Origin of the sequence: Morganella sp. TYF_1, assembly GCF_043105645.1 — a bacterium.
Lineage (GTDB): Bacteria > Pseudomonadota > Gammaproteobacteria > Enterobacterales > Enterobacteriaceae > Morganella > Morganella morganii_B.
The window spans coordinates 394,161-411,948 of the sequence record NZ_JBICLU010000018.1 but is presented as its reverse complement, the minus strand read 5'-3'; the positions used below and the strand labels follow the sequence as shown (position 1 = coordinate 411,948).

General features: G+C 48.3%; 15 protein-coding genes, 1 tRNA gene and 1 pseudogene. 9 read left to right on the top strand and 8 right to left on the bottom strand.

Annotated features, from left to right (window positions below; translation table 11 throughout):
* Window positions 1-475 (top strand): annotated as a pseudogene (locus ACF8OF_RS11090) (integrase core domain-containing protein); the annotation flags it as partial.
* A 227-nt stretch (window positions 476-702) separates the two neighbouring features.
* Here the strand turns inward: ACF8OF_RS11090 and ACF8OF_RS11085 are convergent.
* The 4 genes from ACF8OF_RS11085 to aspA form a co-directional block, all read right to left on the bottom strand.
* Window positions 703-778 (bottom strand) — tRNA-Phe (locus tag ACF8OF_RS11085).
* Between the two features lie 127 nt (window positions 779-905).
* Window positions 906-1,478 carry a transcriptional regulator gene (locus tag ACF8OF_RS11080; RefSeq protein WP_262881771.1) on the bottom strand — a complete coding sequence of 191 codons (573 nt, stop codon included), beginning with the start codon at window positions 1,476-1,478 and terminating at the stop codon, window positions 906-908.
* A gap of 114 nt (window positions 1,479-1,592) precedes the next feature.
* Window positions 1,593-2,894, bottom strand: coding sequence for an anaerobic C4-dicarboxylate transporter (locus ACF8OF_RS11075; RefSeq protein WP_262860669.1), 1,302 nt, complete (start codon window positions 2,892-2,894; stop codon window positions 1,593-1,595).
* Window positions 2,895-3,009: 115 nt separating this feature from the next.
* Window positions 3,010-4,434 carry an aspartate ammonia-lyase gene (gene aspA / locus ACF8OF_RS11070; RefSeq protein ID WP_262860670.1) on the bottom strand — a complete coding sequence of 475 codons (1,425 nt, stop codon included), beginning with the start codon at window positions 4,432-4,434 and terminating at the stop codon, window positions 3,010-3,012.
* Window positions 4,435-4,812: 378 nt separating this feature from the next.
* Between aspA and ACF8OF_RS11065 the strand changes: the two genes are divergently transcribed.
* The 7 genes from ACF8OF_RS11065 (at window position 4,813) to ACF8OF_RS11035 (ending at window position 12,145) form a co-directional block, all read left to right on the top strand.
* Window positions 4,813-5,319: an FxsA family protein gene (locus tag ACF8OF_RS11065; RefSeq protein ID WP_025154712.1), complete on the top strand. Its 507-nt coding sequence runs from the start codon at window positions 4,813-4,815 to the stop codon at window positions 5,317-5,319.
* 172 nt (window positions 5,320-5,491) lie between these two features.
* Window positions 5,492-5,785 (top strand): co-chaperone GroES, encoded by a 294-nt coding sequence (locus ACF8OF_RS11060; RefSeq protein ID WP_004240601.1) that lies wholly within the window; start codon window positions 5,492-5,494, stop codon window positions 5,783-5,785.
* Window positions 5,786-5,849: 64 nt separating this feature from the next.
* Window positions 5,850-7,496: a chaperonin GroEL gene (groL, locus tag ACF8OF_RS11055; RefSeq protein ID WP_004234968.1), complete on the top strand. Its 1,647-nt coding sequence runs from the start codon at window positions 5,850-5,852 to the stop codon at window positions 7,494-7,496.
* 160 nt (window positions 7,497-7,656) lie between these two features.
* The gene (locus ACF8OF_RS11050) at window positions 7,657-8,397 is read left to right on the top strand and encodes a MurR/RpiR family transcriptional regulator (protein WP_392496608.1); all 741 of its coding nucleotides are present in this window, start codon (window positions 7,657-7,659) and stop codon (window positions 8,395-8,397) included.
* A gap of 274 nt (window positions 8,398-8,671) precedes the next feature.
* A complete protein-coding gene (locus ACF8OF_RS11045) occupies window positions 8,672-10,228 on the top strand; it encodes a PTS transporter subunit EIIC (RefSeq protein WP_262860673.1) in 1,557 nt (518 codons plus the stop codon).
* An 11-nt stretch (window positions 10,229-10,239) separates the two neighbouring features.
* Window positions 10,240-11,610 carry an adenylosuccinate lyase family protein gene (locus tag ACF8OF_RS11040; protein WP_262860687.1) on the top strand — a complete coding sequence of 457 codons (1,371 nt, stop codon included), beginning with the start codon at window positions 10,240-10,242 and terminating at the stop codon, window positions 11,608-11,610.
* Between the two features lie 187 nt (window positions 11,611-11,797).
* Complete coding sequence (locus ACF8OF_RS11035; RefSeq protein WP_004234982.1) at window positions 11,798-12,145, top strand: DUF4156 domain-containing protein; 348 nt, start codon at window positions 11,798-11,800, stop codon at window positions 12,143-12,145.
* 329 nt (window positions 12,146-12,474) lie between these two features.
* Here ACF8OF_RS11035 and ACF8OF_RS11030 read toward each other — a convergent pair whose 3' ends face one another.
* The gene (locus ACF8OF_RS11030; RefSeq protein WP_392496607.1) at window positions 12,475-13,257 is read right to left on the bottom strand and encodes a class I SAM-dependent methyltransferase; all 783 of its coding nucleotides are present in this window, start codon (window positions 13,255-13,257) and stop codon (window positions 12,475-12,477) included.
* A gap of 98 nt (window positions 13,258-13,355) precedes the next feature.
* Entirely contained in the window at window positions 13,356-14,384 is a 1,029-nt protein-coding gene (gene epmB, locus ACF8OF_RS11025; RefSeq protein WP_279798282.1) for an EF-P beta-lysylation protein EpmB, read from the bottom strand.
* A gap of 40 nt (window positions 14,385-14,424) precedes the next feature.
* Between epmB and efp the strand changes: the two genes are divergently transcribed.
* Window positions 14,425-14,991 carry an elongation factor P gene (efp, locus tag ACF8OF_RS11020; RefSeq protein ID WP_004234989.1) on the top strand — a complete coding sequence of 189 codons (567 nt, stop codon included), beginning with the start codon at window positions 14,425-14,427 and terminating at the stop codon, window positions 14,989-14,991.
* Between the two features lie 54 nt (window positions 14,992-15,045).
* Here efp and ACF8OF_RS11015 read toward each other — a convergent pair whose 3' ends face one another.
* Window positions 15,046-15,885: a hypothetical protein gene (locus ACF8OF_RS11015; protein WP_392496606.1), complete on the bottom strand. Its 840-nt coding sequence runs from the start codon at window positions 15,883-15,885 to the stop codon at window positions 15,046-15,048.
* 40 nt (window positions 15,886-15,925) lie between these two features.
* On the bottom strand, window positions 15,926-17,599 hold the full coding sequence (eptB, locus tag ACF8OF_RS11010) for a kdo(2)-lipid A phosphoethanolamine 7''-transferase (protein WP_392496605.1): 1,674 nt from the start codon (window positions 17,597-17,599) through the stop codon (window positions 15,926-15,928).
* Between the last annotated feature and the right edge of the window lie 189 nt (window positions 17,600-17,788).

The following is a 17,788-nucleotide window of genomic DNA, read 5'->3' as shown; positions in this document are numbered from 1 at the left end:
TGGAAAGCCAAATACGGCGGAATGGAAGCGTCTGATATTAAAAAATTAAAAGATCTTGAAGAGGAAAACCGGCGTTTAAAACAGATGTTTACTGACCTGAGTCTTGAGTGCCGGGCTCTGAAGGATGTTATCGAAAAAAAGCTTTAAAAACAGCGGTAAAGCGGGGGTTTGTCAGTTACCTTATCGAACAGTATTCGATGAGCATCCGTCACGCCTGCCGGGCCTTATCGCTGAGCAGAACGGTGTATTTTTACAAACCGGATACCCGGTGAAAATGCGGATGGATAATGGTCCGGAGCTTATATCACTGACACTGGCACATCGGGCGGAAGAGCATGGAGTAATACTGGAATTTATTAAACCGGGTAAACCGACTCAGAATGCCTTTATCGAACGTTTTAACCGGACATACCGGACCGAAATACTGGATTTTTATCTGTTCCGGACAGCAGAAGGAACCCGGTTTCTTGATGACAGGACGGCATGATGTACACAAAGGGGGAATTGACTGACTGAGTTTGACTTTGACGGAGAAGATCTGTAAAACTCGCACGCATAAAAAAACAGACTTGCGGGAACAAGTCTGTTTCTTAAGAGCTTTCATTTAAACGCGGTTAACAATGTTAGATACGTTTTGTTTTGCTCTTTTCCTTACCTGTCAGAATAACATCATGTTTAACTGACAAGCGGGTTCTGAATTAGTGGTGCCCGGACTCGGAATCGAACCAAGGACACGGGGATTTTCAATCCCCTGCTCTACCGACTGAGCTATCCGGGCAACGGGGCGCATTAAACCGTATTCCGTGGTTTGCGTCAATGCCTTTCTGTCAAAAAACCATAAAAAAAGTGTGAGTGTGCTCTTTTTATGCAGAATGCGGACGCAATTTATGCAGGTGATGAATAAATCAGCTGAGTGCACCATTTTTACGGCAGCGGGCGATAGTCAGCACATCTTCCGCCAGCCGGCGGGCCGTATCAATATCACCGGTGCTGCGGGAAATCAGCAGCTTGCTCAGGCATCCTTCCAGAATCAGTTCCAGCTGACGGGCCACCATATCACAGTCATCAATATCCAGCTCTCTGAGCAGCTCTGTAGTGAATGCAAAGGCACTTTGTTTCTGCTGGCGGGATAACTGATGGATCGGGTGATCCGTATCAGGAAATGCGCTGCTGGCCGCAATAAACAGGCATCCCGGAAAACGGTTTTCCCTGACACGTTCCGCCAGTGCCGTGTAACGGGCAAGCAGTTTGTCTTCACAGGACAGAGACTCATCCAGCAGAACGCGGCGCTGCCAGATATCAATCTGATTACCGTGGTAACGCAGGCAGTCGTAGAGCAGGTCATTACGGGTCGGCCAGAAAATCCGCAGGCGTTCGGGATCAATGTCCAGGTTATCGTTGAGGGTGGCTTCAGACATCAGAAGGCCGCGGTTTTCCAGCAGACTCAGTGCCTGATTGAGGACGTCTTCACGTTGCACAGCAGGTTCTCCCTGATAGAGGCATATAATCCAGAATAACGTGAGTACCGGGGAAAGGCGAGAGACGCAGAAAAATAAAATCCGCCCGGGAGGGCGGATTGAGATTGCAGGGAATTACAGAACAATACTGCCGATCAGGAAGCCGAAGCAGACCGACAGGGCAACACCAATGGTGCCCGGGATAAAGAACGGGTGGTTGAAGACCAGTTTGCCGATACGGGTGGTCCCGGTGTCATCCATCTGAACCGCCGCGACCAGTGTCGGGTAGGTCGGCAGGATAAACAGGCCGGAAACCGCTGAGAAAGAGGCAATGGCAGTCAGTGGTGTGACACCCAGCGCCAGCGCCATCGGCATCAGTGCTTTGGCGGTGGCGGCCTGTGAATAGAGCAGGGCAGAACAGAAGAAGAAAATAACCGCCAGCAGCCACGGATGCTGCGTGATTAAATCACCGGCAGTCAGTTTGATCCAGTCCAGGTTCGCCTGAACGAAGGTATCGCCCAGCCACGCCACACCCAGGATACAGATACAGGCGCTCATCCCGGCTTTAAAGGTACTGGAGTTCAGGATGATATCTGTCTCTACCTTACAAATCAGGGTGATAAGTGTCGCGACACTGAGCATGATAATCAGGATGGCGTTAGTGGTTGTCATAATCGGTTCAGACAGCAGACCGACACTCTTACTGTTGACAACCGCAAAGACCACAACAGACAGGACACCGAGCAGGAACAGGAGAACAGACAGCTTGGCAGCCGGTTTGATGGCGGCTTTTTCACTGCGGTTCAGTTCCACCACACCTTCGGCAAGGCGTTTCTTAAAGACCGGGTCATCAGCAAGTTTGTCATCAAACAGCCAGGAGACAATAAAGGACATCAGGATGATCGCAACAAAGGTGGATGGCAGCAGGATCATCAGCAAATGCAGATAACTGACGCCCATCGGCTCCATGACCGATGACATATACACCACCGCCGCTGAAATCGGTGATGCGGTGATCCCAATCTGTGCCGCCACAACAGCAGTGGAAAGCGGACGGGAAGGTTTAATCCCCTGTTCTTTGGCAACTTCGGTGATCACCGGCAGGGTCGCCAGTGAAATATTACCGGTGCCGGCAAACAGTGTCAGAAAATAGGTAACGATCGGGGCGAGGATGGTGATATAGCGCGGATTGCGGCGCAGCAGTTTTTCAGTCTGCTGAACCAGATAATCCAGTCCGCCCGCGACCTGCATGGCAGAGATTGCAGCGATTACAGCCATTATAATGGAGATCACGTCGAACGGGATACTGCCCGGTTTCACGCCGATGGCGGCGAGGGCGAGAACCCCCAGTCCGCCGGCAAAACCGATACCTATCCCTCCGAGGCGAGCCCCGAGATAAATGGCCAGCAGTACGATAATAAATTCGATGGCTAGCATAAGTGCTCCTGTAAAATCCCGTAGAAAAATGTTAAATTTTTGTAGTAGGGTAATAAAAAAGCACGTTACCTTGCGATGACGTGCTTTTGTGTTCTATGTATTTCTTATTATTATATTAATCATCAAAACGCTTTGCTTTATAGGCTGGGTTTTTTAAGTTATCAATCGAGAAAATATCGTCCAGCTCAGCTTCTGTCAGCAGGCCGCGCTCCAGAACCACTTCGCGTACGCTCTTGCCGGTTTCCGCGCAAATCTTACCGACGATATCCCCGTTATGGTGACCGATGAACGGGTTCAGGTAGGTCACGATACCGATAGAATTGAATACATACGCTTCACAAATTTCTTTGTTGGCCGTAATACCGGAAACGCATTTTTCACCCAGATTGCGGCAGGCGTTGCTCAGCAGAGAGATAGATTCAAACATGGCCTGACCGATAGCCGGTTCCATCACGTTCAGCTGTAACTGACCCGCTTCGGCCGCCATAGTGACGCACACATCGTTACCAATGACTTTGAAACAGGCCTGGTTTACCACTTCCGGAATCACCGGGTTCACTTTAGCCGGCATGATAGAAGAACCCGCCTGCATTTCCGGCAGATTGATCTCTTTGAGACCCGCACGCGGACCGGAAGAGAGCAGACGCAGGTCATTACAGATTTTGGAGAGTTTCATCGCCAGGCGTTTCAGCGCGCTGTGCAGCATCACGTAAGCACCGCAGTCAGAGGTGGCTTCAATCAGGTCTTCTGCCGGTACACACGGCAGACCGGTGACTTCCGCCAGTTTCTCCACCGCCAGTTTCTGATAACCCGGTGCGGTGTTCAGCCCGGTACCAATCGCGGTGGCACCAAGGTTAACTTCCAGCACCAGCTGAGCGGTGTGATGCAGGTTTTTGATTTCTTCTTTCATCAGGACAGCAAAGGCATGGAATTCCTGGCCTAATGTCATCGGAACGGCATCCTGTAACTGGGTGCGGCCCATTTTCAGAATGTCTTTGAATTCATCGGATTTGGCATCAAAGGTGCCTTTCAGATACTCAACAGATTTAATCAGCTGGCTGATTGAATTGTAGACGGCGATACGGAAGCCGGTCGGGTAAGCGTCGTTGGTGGACTGCGCTTTGTTCAGGTGGTCGTTCGGGTTAAGGAACTCATATTCCCCTTTTTTGTGGCCCATCAGTTCCAGACCGATATTTGCCAGCACTTCGTTTGTATTCATGTTCAGTGAGGTACCGGCACCGCCCTGGAAAACATCCACAGGGAACTGATCCATACATTTACCGTGGATCAGGACTTCATCGCAGGCTTTGATAATGGTATCCGCAATGGCACGCGGAATAGTGTGGAGTTCTTTATTCGCCATGGCAGCGGCTTTTTTCACCATCACCATGCCACGGATAAATTCCGGGACATCATTGATTGTACGGTCGCTGATATAGAAATTTTCGATAGCCCGCAGTGTATGGACACCATAGTACACATCGTCCGGCACTTCGCGTTTACCCAGCAGGTCTTCTTCGATACGAAAATTATTTGACATGAGAACCTTCTTTGATTGAATGGTTGCCTTACTTAATAGTAAGAACAGCAATTATATTATTTTGTCCGATATTAATAGTGAGTATCACTTAGTTTATTGCATTCGCAGTGATGATATGCTGAATTTGCGTTGAATCCTTTTAGCCAGATCACTTATTAACTGAAATGTTTGCACTATTATCACTCTTATGTGCGATAAATCACAAATATCATGTGCGATTCCGGCACATGCGGCGCTTGAAAACATCGAAAATGACCCCATCATTATGAACATCTATGACTAAAAATCGAATTTACAGCGCGTCTCTTAGAAGTAGTTCACAAAGGCTGACAAAGGGGCGGTTTTTTACATCACAGTGCACCACATAAGGAAGACGTTATGCGTTGGTTACCCCTTATCCTCATTTGTCTGCTGATTTATATTGAGGCGGTCATATTTGTTCATGTGGCATCCGCCATCGGTGTGTTTATGACACTGGTGCTGGTGGTGCTGACATCCTGTCTCGGCGTGTCTCTGGTGCGCAACCAGGGAATGCGTAATCTGAGTCTGATTCAGCAGAAAATTCAGGCGGGTGAAAGCCCGGCGGCAGAAATGATCAAAAGCGTTTCTCTGGTGCTGGCCGGGATCCTGCTGGTTCTGCCGGGCTTTTTCACCGATTTCTTAGGGCTGTTGCTGCTGCTGCCGCCGGTACAAAAACTGCTGGTATCCCGTGTGCTGCCGTTTATCCGTGTGTATCAGCCGCGGACGAACCCGTTCGCCGGTAACGCGGCAAACCAGGGGAATGTCTATGAAGGGGAGTTTGAGCGCCGGGGGGACACACCATCACAGCGGCTCAACCAGTCACCGGCATCGCACAACGATGATAATCCGCAGGATAAACCCTGATATCTGAACAGTTTGGACAGAGACCGTGAAATTTCGTATTTTTTTCGTCTCTGTCCCCTTGAACTTGTCCGGCACTGACCCCATCTGCTCAAACATGGCAATGGTATTAGTATCCGGCCTGAACCTTTAATCCACGTTATTTGATACGGATTTTTTTACAGGAGATCTATCAATGAAAATTCGTCCTTTGCACGACCGTGTTATTGTTAAGCGTAAAGAAGTTGAAGCGAAATCAGCGGGCGGGATCGTCCTGACCGGTACAGCGGCAGGTAAATCGACCCGTGGTGAAGTGCTGGCAGTAGGTAACGGTCGCATCCTGGAAAACGGCGAAATGAAACCACTCGACGTTAAAGTCGGTGATATCGTGATTTTCAATGATGGTTACGGCGTAAAAGCTGAAAAAATTGATAATGAAGAAGTGCTGATTATGTCTGAAAGCGACATCCTGGCGATTGTCGAAGCATAATTACACCGTACTGGTTGTACTCAGATCTTCTTAAACCATAAAAGCATTCGAAGGAATAGAAATAATGGCAGCTAAAGACGTAAAATTCGGTAACGACGCCCGTGTTAAAATGCTCCGTGGTGTCAATGTTCTGGCAGACGCAGTAAAAGTCACTTTAGGTCCGAAAGGCCGTAACGTTGTGTTAGACAAATCTTTCGGCGCACCGGTTATCACGAAAGATGGTGTGTCTGTTGCGCGTGAAATCGAGCTGGACGACAAGTTCGAAAACATGGGCGCACAGATGGTGAAAGAAGTTGCCTCCAAAGCGAACGACGCGGCGGGCGACGGTACCACCACTGCAACCGTACTGGCTCAGTCTATCATCACTGAAGGCCTGAAAGCCGTTGCTGCGGGCATGAACCCGATGGATCTGAAACGCGGTATCGATAAAGCCGTTGTTGCAGCCGTTGAAGAACTGAAAAAACTGTCTGCACCATGCTCTGATACCACTGCAATCGCGCAGGTAGGTACTATCTCTGCAAACTCCGATGAAACCGTCGGTAAACTGATTGCAGAAGCAATGGATAAAGTCGGCAAAGAAGGCGTTATCACTGTTGAAGAAGGCACCGGCCTGGAAGATGAACTGGATGTTGTTGAAGGTATGCAGTTCGACCGCGGTTACCTCTCCCCGTATTTCATCAACAAACCGGAAACCGGTTCTGTTGAATTAGAAAACCCGTACATCCTGCTGGTCGACAAAAAAATCTCCAACATCCGTGAACTGCTGCCGGTTCTGGAAGGCGTTGCCAAAGCAAGCAAACCGCTGATGATCATCGCAGAAGATGTTGAAGGTGAAGCGCTGGCAACACTGGTGGTTAACACCATGCGCGGTATCGTGAAAGTGGCTGCAGTGAAAGCACCGGGCTTCGGCGACCGTCGTAAAGCGATGCTGCAGGATATCGCAACCCTGACCAACGGTACTGTTATCTCTGAAGAGATCGGTATGGAGCTGGAAAAAGCGACTCTGGAAGACCTGGGTCAGGCAAAACGTATCGTTATCAACAAAGATACCACCACTATCATTGATGGTGTGGGTGACGAAGAGACTATCGCAGCACGCGTTGGTCAGATCCGTCAGCAGATCGAAGATTCAACCTCAGATTACGACCGTGAAAAACTGCAGGAGCGCGTAGCGAAACTGGCAGGCGGTGTTGCTGTCATCAAAGTCGGTGCGGCAACTGAAGTTGAAATGAAAGAAAAACGTGCCCGTGTTGACGATGCTCTGCATGCAACCCGCGCAGCGGTTGAAGAAGGTGTGGTTGCCGGTGGCGGTACTGCATTAGTCCGCGTTGCGGCTGCCCTGACTGCGCTGACCGGTGATAACGAAGATCAGAACGTGGGTATCCGTGTTGCGCTGCGCGCAATGGAAGCACCTATGCGTCAGATCGTTGAAAACGCCGGTGAAGAACCATCTGTTGTTGTTAACACCGTGAAAGGCGGTAAGGGTAACTACGGTTACAACGCAGCAACCGAAGAATACGGCGACATGATCGCAATGGGTATCCTGGATCCGACTAAAGTCACCCGTTCTGCTCTGCAGTTCGCCGGTTCTATCGCGGGTCTGATGATCACCACTGAAGCGATGATCACTGAACTGCCTAAAGACGACAAAATGGATTTAGGTGCAGCCGGTGGTATGGGCGGCATGGGCGGTATGGGCGGCATGATGTAATCATGTAGTCTGACTGCAATTGTTTGCTGAAAAAGCCTGTAACCTTAAGTGGTTACAGGCTTTTTTGTGTGTCCGGTTTGTCTTTCATAATATCCCACTGTTTATCATCATTATGAGGTACTATTGAAGGATATCGCTGCTGAAATGGGGGAGTGCGGATATGCTGGATTTTCTGAAGAATTACGATAACTTAACCGCCAGTGAGAAGAAAGTATTAAAATATCTTACCGAAAATATTGCCGATATCCCCTGGCTGAATATTAATGAATTAGTCGCCAAAACGTTTGTGTCCAAAACGGTGATTATCAATTTATCGCAGAAATTAGGTTTCAGCGGGTTTAAAGAACTTAAATTTCAGATTAACAATCATATCCTCTCACAAAATAAAGCAGAGAAAAAAGCACCGGCATCCTATAAAAAACAGCTCGAGAATAATATTCATAAGACCTTCACACTGATTAATGAAGAGCAGATCCGCGATTGTGCAAAAACATTGCGCGGTTCACGGAATATCTTTCTGGTGGCGCGGGGAACCAGCAAGGCGGTCGGTTACTATCTGGAGCATTTATTATTTTCGCTGGGGCTGCACTGCTTTTTTATTAATGATTATAACCTTTCTGACTCCTTTACCCGTCTTGTCAGCAAAGATGACACTGTGATTTTTATCTCCCTCTCCGGCGGAACCAAAAAGATCATTGAAACCGCAAAAATCGTTCAGCTGAAAGATGCCCATATCATCAGTATGACCGCCTTCCACACCAATGAACTGACAACATACGCAAATAACACTCTCTTTTGCTTCTCTGACAGTTATGACACCAAACGGGATGACTCAAAGTCCAGAACAGGATTTTTTATCCTGGTGGATTTATTAATTAATGAGCTGGAAAGTTTGCTGTAAATAAATGCGCTCATTATTTAGCTTAAGTTGAATTGAATGCTTTTCGTTCAATAATTCCTGCTGTTTTTAAAATAATTGTTTGTTCGAAAAATCATTAACAGAACGTCTTAAAAATCATTATCGCTATGATTTTAAAGTCATTATCACCTGGGAATGACCCGGGTCATAATATAAGACCTAAGATAATATTTAAAACCGTACCATCATTTCATTTCAAAAACGCAGTGCTAGTATTCCGGGTAATATCAATATTCTTCGTCGCAGGGAAAATAATATGGCTAAAAGAAAATTCGGGGAGTCGATCCAGCGCTTTGGCCGGACACTGCTCCTGCCCATCGGGGTTCTGGCTCCGATAGGTATGATTCTGGGGATCAGCGGTGCATTAGTGCAGACCTACATGATCGCCCGCTTCCCTTTCCTCGGAAATGAAACGGTTAACGCACTGCTTGTCAGCATCCGCTCTATTGCGGGGGTTATTTTTGACAACATTCCGCTGCTCTTTGCCATGGGGGTTGCCTACGGGATGAGCCAGCGTGATAAGGGGATCGCGGTCTTTGCCTCTGTGGTGGGGTATTTGTCGCTGATTATCACCATGAATATCTGGCTGGTACTCACCGGTAAACTGGCGGATCCGGCCATTATGGGGCAGGTGGGGCAAATTAAGGTTCTGGGGATCCAGACCTTAAATATCAGTGCCGCCGGAGGGATCATCACCGGTCTGATTGCCGCGTGGGCAACGGACAAGTTCTATAACCTTGAACTGCCGACTGCATTCGCCTTCTTCTCCGGTAAAAAATCTGTTTCCATCATTATGGTCGGCCTGATGATCATGGTCGGCGCGACATTACCGTTTATCTGGGAAGTGCTGGTTCAGGGGCTGATGAAACTCTCTGCTGTCTTCCTCAGCCCTGTCGGGCCGTTCTTTACGGCGGGTGGTGAGCGTCTGTTTATTCCGTTCGGTCTGCACCACGTCTGGAACGTGTTGTTCAGATTTACTGAAGCAGGCGGTACTTATGTAATCGACGGGCAAACCTATGTTGGTGTTGTTCCGGCATTGACTGAAGTGTTATTCAAACAGGGCCCGGGAACGGAATACTGGGCGATGATGCCAAGCCTGACGCGCTTTATGGCGCAGCAGCAAATGCTGGTGACGCTGTTCCTGTTCCCGGCAATCGCATTAGCTATCTATAAAACATCGAAGAAAGAGAACCGCGCGGAAGTGAAATCCATGCTGGTGACGATGGTACTGACCGCTATGCTCGGTAACGTCACGGAGCCGCTTGAATTTACCTTCGTGTTTATCGCACCGCTGCTGTATTTAATTTATGCCATCATCGTCGGGATTGGTGCGGTATTGCTGTCATTTGCCGGTGTCGCGATTGGTTATATCCGCGGAACCATCTTCGATTTCACGATTTTCGGCCTGCTGTACGAGCGCACCAACTGGATATTCCTGGTGCTTATCGGTACCGGTCTGGCGGTGGTGACGTTCTTTATCTTCCGCTGGGCTATCCTCCGGTTTGATATTAAAACGCCGGGCCGTGAAGAATCCAGCAATCTGAAAAACACGTTAATTAAAGAAAAACGTTATGGTGAAATTGCGGAAATTCTTATCGAGGCTTTAGGCGGAAAACAAAATATCCGCAACGTCGATAACTGTATTACCCGTATGCGTATCGATATCGAAGAAGTGAATAAGATTGATAAAGAATTAATGTCGGAATCAGGATGTACTGCATTCTTCTTTCCATCGGCAAACCACGTCCATGTTGTTTACGGACCGAAGGTTGAATTTGTCCGCAACGCTGTTGATGAAGCAATGAAGAAATAAAAGGATATATGATGAGAGCTTTATATGATTCTAAAAGTAAAACCATCGATGACCGCGGCATAAAAGCGCTGCTGTCAGATGAAGCCAAATACACTACCTGGCTGATGTTTGAATCAGTGTTAGCTCAGGCACAGGCAGAACTGGGGTTTATTCCCCGGTCTGCTGCCGATGAAATTAAAGAAAAGGCGGTTATTGAGAATATCGATTTTGAAGAGATGAGCCGTATCTATCAGAAAATCGGTCATGGCTTCGTACCGTTCTTAAAAGTATTAGTGAATGCCTGTTCTGAAGAGAGTGGTAAGTATATCCATTACGGTATTACCACCCAGAATATTCAGCAGAGTTCGCAGCTGTATATGATGAAAACAGTGCATAATAAATTTATGCTGCTGTTAAGCGAGATCCTCGAAAATTTATCGCGTCTTGCCGAAAAAACCAAACACATGGTGATGCCGGGCAGGACACACGGGCGTCATGCTATTCCTATCACTTACGGCTACAAAGTGGCGGTGTGGATCAGCGATTTTATTGATTGCAGCCAGCGCATGAAAGAGTGTGAAAAGCGGGTATTCACTATCATGATGGGCGGTGCGGTCGGGGCATTTAACACCATGCCGGGTATCGGTCTGGAAGTCCAGAAGCGGGTTGCTGAACTGACCGGCATGCATGCGATGGAAGTGCCGTCCCGCAACCTGAGTACGCATAAACTGGAGTATATGGCGAACCTGGCGCTGATGGCGAATATCTGCCACAAAATCGGTGAGGAAGTTTACAGCACCACGCTGGAAGAGATCGCGGAAGTTTCCGAGGGCTTTACCAAAGGCACGGTGGGCAGCAGCACCATGCCGCACAAAATTAACCCGAAACTGGCCAAAGGGATTATCGCGAATTCCCAGAAACTGTACTCACTGCCGGGTGTCGGCATGTACTCCGCCGTCAGACCGTATGAGGGCGACAGCAGCTCTTATATGTTATTCGACGGACTGATCGAAGAAGCACTCGAACTGACCACCGAAGTGCTGCTGAGAACAGAAGAGCTCACCAGAACCATCGTGCCTCATGAAGAGAGAATGCTGCACAACGTCATGAGAAACAAAGGGCTGGATAACACCGAGTACGTGATGATGAAAATGGCGGAAAAGCTGGGTAAAGATAAAGCTCACTCATTACTGTATGAGGAAGCGATCAAAACCGCCGCGGATGGTGAGGATTTCTACACAAACCTGACGAAAAACGACACCATTACCGCCGCCTTCAGCAATGAAGAAATCAAAGCGATGTTAGATCCGCGCGCGTATATTGGTCTGTCTGTCGAAATCGCCGAAAAAGAAGCAAAACGCGGTTCAGATGCTGCTCAGAAAATTAAAAAAGACTATCAGTAAATTACCGGGCTGACACAGGGAAAACCAAACCGGCACTCTGAGGAAACTCAGGTGCCGGTTTTTTTATGCATAATTTGCGGCTGATTGCGATCAGCAGGTGGTTTTCAGTGATTAGTTTTTGAAGTCGCTGCCACAAAGTGGTTAAATTAGCTGTATAAATTTTTTCCAACCGTGAATGAGGAAAACTATGCGGATTAAAATGTTACCCGGTGCGCTGGCACTGTTATTACTGGCAGGCTGTACGACCACGAACGAACTGAGCTCCGCCGGATCACAGGTCCGCTTTTCCGAAGAGCAGCCACCGGCAGAATGTCAGAAATTAGGTGAAGTTACCGGTGTACAGAGCAACTGGATGACCGGTGTCGGTAACGAAAGCAGCTCTATGCGCGGTGCGGCAAATGACCTGCGTAACAAAGCCGCCGCAATGGGCGGTAATGTGATTTATGGTCTCGGCAGCCCGGCTGAGTCAGCCATTGTGTCCAGCCTGATCCCGGTGGATAGCAAGCTTACTGGTCAGGTTTTTAAGTGCCCATAATTTCGCGTCATCCTTCCGTCCATAGCGGCGTTGGCTGCGCTCAGCGGCCCGGGTCACATACTGATGTATGCTCTCCGTGCCTCTTAGCTTGCCGCCTTGCTCTGAACGAAATGATTTAGCGAAATCCTGAGATTCTGATAAAAAACCGCCGTTAAAATTAACTGGTGGTTTTTTTATTCAGATGCAGAAAGCACAGGTAACAGGTAAAAAAGAACAGAAAGCATGCGGGCCATGGATGTGTTCACAGCGACTTTCTGCTTTTACCGGTTATCAGCATGGCACCGTAATCACGGTTTGTTGTATCTGTATTTACGAAAACGCACGGAATCTCAGCCAATCTTCACTGCCGCAGTGGCAATAAATGTCGGCAGGTAATTATCGATAACAAAACGCGGGTTCGGTTGCCAGTCCTCATAAAAATCCGTCAGATGAAAACCGGCTTTCAGTTGTCCGCCGATTAAATCCGTCAGGGAATGACCAAACACAAAAGCCTCCTGCCGTGCCTGCTTCTCTGCCACCTGCTCTGGTGTTAAGGCTGCCAGTTCAGAAAACGGCATTTTATACGCCGGTTTGATAATGCCTTCTTCACGGTATTTCGCATCACGATCGCCGACAAAGACCACTGAATTAAAGAAACTGGCCAGCAGTGTGCCGCCGGTTTTCAGTACACGGTGGCATTCACGCCATACCGGGTTCACATCCGGGATATACAGATTGGAAATCGGATGGAACACGCAGTCAAAAGTACCATCCGCAAATGCGCTGAGATCCCGCATGTCGCCCTGTACCGCCTGCAGTGTCAGCCCGTCGCGCTGAGCAACCTGACGATCATGTTCAAGCTGTTTATCTGATAAATCAAACACCGTTATATCAGCACCGGCGGCAGCCAGTACCGGGGCCTGCTGACCACCAGCAGAGGCCAGACAGAGAATGCGTTTGCCTTTCACATCCCCCAGCCAGGTTTTCGGCAGCGGCAGCGGGGTGAGATGCACATCCCATTTCCCTTGTCTGGCAGCTGCAATCAGCTCCGCGCTGACCGGTGTTGACCACGCCTGCTGCTGTTCCGCCTGTTTATCCCACGCGGCCTGGTTTGAGGTTAAAAAGTCCGTCATAATCTGTACTCCATAATACACAATGAGCGTAATTTAACCTGTCTGAAGGTGCCTGTAAAATACTATTTCTTCAGATGACTGTGTTTACGGGGTAATACTCAGCTCTGACGCAGACGGAGATCGATCGGCGTTTTACTCGGTTCTCCGCCGATTTCCCGGGTCAGACGCGGTACCAGATACCCGGAAACACGCGGCAGAAGATCGTGCATGATGCGGCGGGCTTCGTCATCACTGATCAGAAAATGTCCCGCACCCTGTACTTTATCCAGCACATGCAGGTAATAAGGCAGAATACCGGCGTCAAACAGCGCGTTACTGAGCTGTGCCAGCACCTCTGCATTGTCATTCACATCACGCAGCAGAACGCTCTGATTGAGCAGGGTAACGCCGCTTTCACGCAACTGATTCATTTTTTCTTTCAATGCATCGTCGATTTCATTCGCGTGATTGATATGTGTGACTAAAATTATCTGTAGCCGTGAATCGCGGAAACGCGCGATCAGTCCCGGTGTGATGCGTTCAGGGATCACGACCGGCAGACGGCTGTGAATACGCAGCCGCTGAATATGGGGAATCGCTTCCAGTTGCGTCAGCAGCCAGTCCAGCTCATGGTCTTTTGCCATCAGCGGATCACCGCCGGAGAAAATGATTTCATTGAGTTCAGGATGGTTAGCGATATAATCGAGCGCCTGCTGCCAGTTATGTCTGGTGCCTTTATTGTCCTCATACGGGAAGTGACGGCGGAAACAGTAGCGGCAGTTGACCGCGCACCCGCCTTTTACTAACAGCAATGCCCGGTTGTGATATTTATGCAGTAGTCCCGGAACAACACTGTGTTGTTCATCCAGCGGATCGTCAGAGAACCCCGGGGTCAGGTCAAATTCAGCCCTGTGTGTCATGGTCTGAAGTAATAACGGATCGCGCGGATTGCCTTTTTCCATTTTGGCGATAAAAGGACGGGGGACACGCAGAGCAAACAACCGGCGGGCATCAGCACCGGCACGCCAGTTTTCGTCCTGTTCCAGACCTAATATTGCCAGCAGTTCTGTTGGGTTAGTGACAGAATCAGTGAGTTGATGCAGCCAGACTTCTCGGGCGGGTTGTTTTTGGGTTACAATATCGACCATTTTTTTGGCTATGCCATTTATTTAAAATTAGAGGATTTCCATGGCTACTTATAGTACCAACGAATTTCGCCAAGGTCTTAAAATTATGTTAGACGGCGAACCTTGCGTGGTTGTTGAAAGTGAGTTTGTTAAACCGGGTAAAGGTCAGGCATTCGCCCGTGTACGTCTGCGTAAACTGATCTCCAACAAACTGCTGGAGAAAACCTTCAAATCAACAGACTCTGCGGAAGGCGCTGATGTCATGGATCTGAACCTGACTTACCTGTATAACGACGGTGAGTTCTGGCACTTCATGAACAACGAAACCTTCGAGCAGCTGGCTGCGGATGAGAAAGCTATCGGTGATAACGCCAAATGGCTGATCGACCAGGCTGAATGCATCGTTACTCTGTGGGACGGCCGTCCTATCGCGGTTACCCCGCCGAACTTTGTTGAGCTGGAAATCACGGAAACCGATCCGGGCCTGAAAGGTGATACTGCCGGTACCGGCGGTAAACCAGCGACCCTGAGCACCGGTGCGGTGGTTAAAGTGCCTCTGTTCGTACAGATTGGTGAAGTAATCAAAGTTGACACCCGTTCAGGTGAATACGTTTCCCGCGTGAAATAAGATTACTTGATGAATTGCAAAACCGCCGCTGAATCAGCGGCGGTTTTTTTGTACTCAGTAATATTCATAGCGGTAACGCTGGATGGTCTGTAAGACAGGCTCCGGATTGTCATCCGCAGAATAGCCGTAATAATCAGTGAGATAATTTTTTTGCAGCAGGCAGTTACCGTGATGATCCCATTGTTCACAGCGTGCTGTCAGCACATTAAAGACTTCCTTGTCGCGGTAGATCTCAACCTGAATCACTGACGGCCATGGCTGATCAGTGTAAGTAAAGCGGATTTCTGAGGCACTTGTTCCCCGGGTAATGTGGATCAGGCGGCCTTGTGAATCATAGTGATACAGGCTGCTTTCTGCTTTTTTCCCATCCGTATTCACCTCATTCATGCTGTGAACCCGGTCGTTTTCCCAGGTGAAACGGACAGCTACGGTATCCTCCTGATCCCCGTCATCCCCGCTCTTGTTCAGCAGGGTATAACCGGAAATTCGTCCTTTATCATCCGTTGTCCGTGTTATGTCTGTCTGTGATTTCATCAGCTTATCGTGGAAACGGGTTTCTGATGTACCGGTCAGGTGAAGCGGATTATCCGGGTCACTTTGGGTTTGTGACCGCCGGTAAATATCCGGGCTGTTCAGATGATACATTTTCTGCTGATACTGTGTGACTGCCCCGCAGGGGGATAATGTGATGGTGGTTTCGTTACTGCCGTAAGATTCTTGTTTGTTATTTCGCGTGGTCGTGACGGATTTTACCGGCCCGCCGAGAGGCAGACCGGTCATGATATAGGCATTTTGCAGGTTTGTCTGACGCCGGGCGTCCGTGCAACTGCTGTCGTCTGCCATTGCTGCGGACAGCGGCAGGCAGAGCGCCAGCAGGGTAACTGTTTTCCTCATCCTTAAATTCTCTCTCTAATCAGCGGATGAGGGTACTGTATCACCGATAGCAGAGATTATTTTTATTATTAATTCCGCCATCCGGTGATGTCACGCCGGAACAGCCGAGAATACTGTCAAATAACTCATGATGGAAAAATGTCCGTGTCCGGCTGTTTTCTTTCAGGTTATCAAACAGGGACGGGTTATTATTGATGTAGGTATCCGACATCCAGACAATAAACGGTACACGGAACTGCTCCGGCGGGGCAATATGCCGTGGTGTGCCGTGCAGCTGCATCCCGTTATTTTCGCCCAGGGATTCCCCGTGGTCGGAGGTATAAAAGACAATCGCATTTTTGTCTTTTAATTTTTCTGTCAGTTCATGCAGCAAATGATCGGTATATAAGATCGAATTATCGTAGGCGTTAATTTCTTCCTGCACACTGCATTTGGTGCCCGTATCTGTACATTCCGGCATATATTTGCGGAATTCAGGCGGATAGCGTTTGGAATAAAGATGATGTGAGCCTTTGGTATGTAAAATGATCAGGTTCTGCCCCTGCTTTTTACGGGCGAGCATATCATCAACTTCGTCCATCAGTAATTCATCACGGATAGCTTTGCCCGGCGTTCTGTTCTGAGCGGTGATCATTTCACGGATCAGATAGTTATCCAGGTCGAGCCGGTTATAGAACCAGACTTCACTTTGCATGGAAAATAGTTCGGAATAAAACCCGTTCTGTTTCATTACCGAGAAAACATTATTTTCGGTGACTGTCCGCTGTTCGTTATCTTTTACGCCGCCTTCACGCACAAACATACAACGCAGTGATAATTTGGTGGAGGTATCACAGGAGCGGCCTTTAAAGGCGATAACGTTTTTATCGGCGGATAATAATGGCGTTGTTTCCCGTTCATAACCGAGTAACTGCATATGATCCCAGCGGGCGGTTTCGCCAATCACAAAAACCACATATAAATCGTCATTCTGCGGTGCCGGGGTATAAGTAAATTCATCGGCCGGATCGAATAAATCAATTTCATTAAAGGTGTCGTCATATTTGACTACCGCATACTGTACCAGCGGCACAATCCAGTTGGTTGGTAAATAAGAGTAACTCAGCTCTCCGCCATAACTCGACACATCAATAGTGCCGTTCATTTCAATTTTTTTCTGATTGGCATCCGCCAGTTTTAAATAACCGAAAATCACAACCGGAATAACAACAAACGTAAACAGAGCGAGTGCCCGGCGGCGTGATGCTGTTTGTATGCGTGTTTTTTTTGCCGACCAGATCAGAAATAAAGCCGGAACGGAAAGCAGCGAAAACCAGAGATAAAAATGCCCGCCGACCGCTTCCTGTGACAGTTCAACACTGTCTGTGGCCAGGGTGGAGACTAAAATTCCGTAACCGATAATCACGTCATAAAACATCACGTAATAACTGACGGCGATACTGACCAGGATAATAAAGCTGGTGAGAATTTTAAAACTCAGCAGCCCGGTCTGAGCAATCAGCCGGAATAAGAAGAAGCTGAACAGAACATTGACAAAAATTTCAGCAATCAGATAAAGGGAACCATAGTCACCGCTCAGTAATAACTGATTCTGAGTGCGGGAAAAATAGACGGTGTAGTTCAGGAAAAAGCCCAGAAACAGGGCAAGAACAGCAGAAACAACACATTCATTTCGTAGTGTGTTTAATAACGGACGTATTGGCATCAGGTACATCACTTCATCGCTAAAGAGAGTTAGAGAAACGATTAGTTACTTGGTTCAATATTTATTCATTAATCATCTGCATCATAACTGATGACAGCAGACCGTATGACATTTTTGTCGTCATTAGTGTCGAACCGACAGTTATCCGCGCCTGAAAATCACGACAATATACTGATAAACAGCCGTTTTTACATATGG